The organism is Alkalicoccus urumqiensis (genome assembly GCF_002993335.1).
Lineage (GTDB): Bacteria > Bacillota > Bacilli > Bacillales > Salisediminibacteriaceae > Alkalicoccus > Alkalicoccus urumqiensis.
In genome coordinates, this window is record NZ_PVNS01000026.1 from 1 (window position 1) to 1,753 (window position 1,753).

1 rRNA gene is annotated in these 1,753 nt (G+C 54.7%); it reads left to right on the top strand.

Going from position 1 to position 1,753, the window contains the following annotated elements:
* Positions 1-126: 126 nt before the first annotated feature.
* Positions 127-1,695 (top strand): 16S ribosomal RNA (locus C6I21_RS16115).
* Positions 1,696-1,753: the final 58 nt, after the last annotated feature.

Sequence of the window (1,753 nt, forward strand, 5' to 3'; positions counted from 1 at the left end):
CTTTGAAAACTAAACAAAAGACAAAAGTGAAGGAAAGAGAATGACACATTCTCTGTTCAATTTCAATTTGGAATCTAAGCCAGATTCCGTCTGATGCAGCGAAAGCTGCGTTGTCAGTTCAAACACTTTACGGAGAGTTTGATCCTGGCTCAGGACGAACGCTGGCGGCGTGCCTAATACATGCAAGTCGAGCGCAGGAAGCCGGCAGATCCCTTCGGGGTGATGCCGGTGGAATGAGCGGCGGACGGGTGAGTAACACGTGGGCAACCTGCCTTCCAGACTGGGATAACCCCGGGAAACCGGGGCTAATACCGGATAATCAACCGGTCCGCATGGACCGGCTGTAAAAGCGCGGACTTGTTCCGCGCACTGGAAGATGGGCCCGCGGCGCATTAGCTTGTTGGTGGGGTAGTGGCCCACCAAGGCGACGATGCGTAGCCGACCTGAGAGGGTGATCGGCCACACTGGGACTGAGACACGGCCCAGACTCCTACGGGAGGCAGCAGTAGGGAATCATCCGCAATGGACGAAAGTCTGACGGTGCAACGCCGCGTGAACGATGAAGGTTTTCGGATCGTAAAGTTCTGTTATGAGGGAAGAACACGTGCCGGTCGAACAGGCCGGCACCTTGACGGTACCTCACGAGAAAGCCCCGGCTAACTACGTGCCAGCAGCCGCGGTAATACGTAGGGGGCAAGCGTTGTCCGGAATTATTGGGCGTAAAGCGCGCGCAGGCGGTCTCTTAAGTCTGATGTGAAAGCCCACGGCTCAACCGTGGAGGGTCATTGGAAACTGGGGGACTTGAGTGTAGGAGAGGAAAGTGGAATTCCACGTGTAGCGGTGAAATGCGTAGATATGTGGAGGAACACCAGTGGCGAAGGCGACTTTCTGGCCTACAACTGACGCTGAGGCGCGAAAGCGTGGGGAGCAAACAGGATTAGATACCCTGGTAGTCCACGCCGTAAACGTTGAGTGCTAGGTGTTAGGGGTTTCGATGCCCTTAGTGCCGAAGTTAACACATTAAGCACTCCGCCTGGGGAGTACGGCCGCAAGGCTGAAACTCAAAGGAATTGACGGGGGCCCGCACAAGCAGTGGAGCATGTGGTTTAATTCGACGCAACGCGAAGAACCTTACCAGGTCTTGACATCTTTTGCCCGCTCTGGAGACAGAGTTTTCCCCTTCGGGGGACAAAATGACAGGTGGTGCATGGTTGTCGTCAGCTCGTGTCGTGAGATGTTGGGTTAAGTCCCGCAACGAGCGCAACCCTTGACCTTAGTTGCCAGCATTCAGTTGGGCACTCTAAGGTGACTGCCGGTGACAAACCGGAGGAAGGTGGGGATGACGTCAAATCATCATGCCCCTTATGACCTGGGCTACACACGTGCTACAATGGATGGTACAGAGGGACGCGAGACCGCGAGGTGGAGCCAATCCCAAAAAGCCATTCTCAGTTCGGATTGCAGGCTGCAACTCGCCTGCATGAAGCCGGAATTGCTAGTAATCGCGGATCAGCATGCCGCGGTGAATACGTTCCCGGGCCTTGTACACACCGCCCGTCACACCACGAGAGTTTGTAACACCCGAAGTCGGTGAGGTAACCTTTTTGGAGCCAGCCGCCGAAGGTGGGACAAATGATTGGGGTGAAGTCGTAACAAGGTATCCGTACCGGAAGGTGCGGATGGATCACCTCCTTTCTAAGGAGCATCAAGCTCAGATCGACCTTCCTTTTGTTCTTTTGTTTAGTTTTGAGAG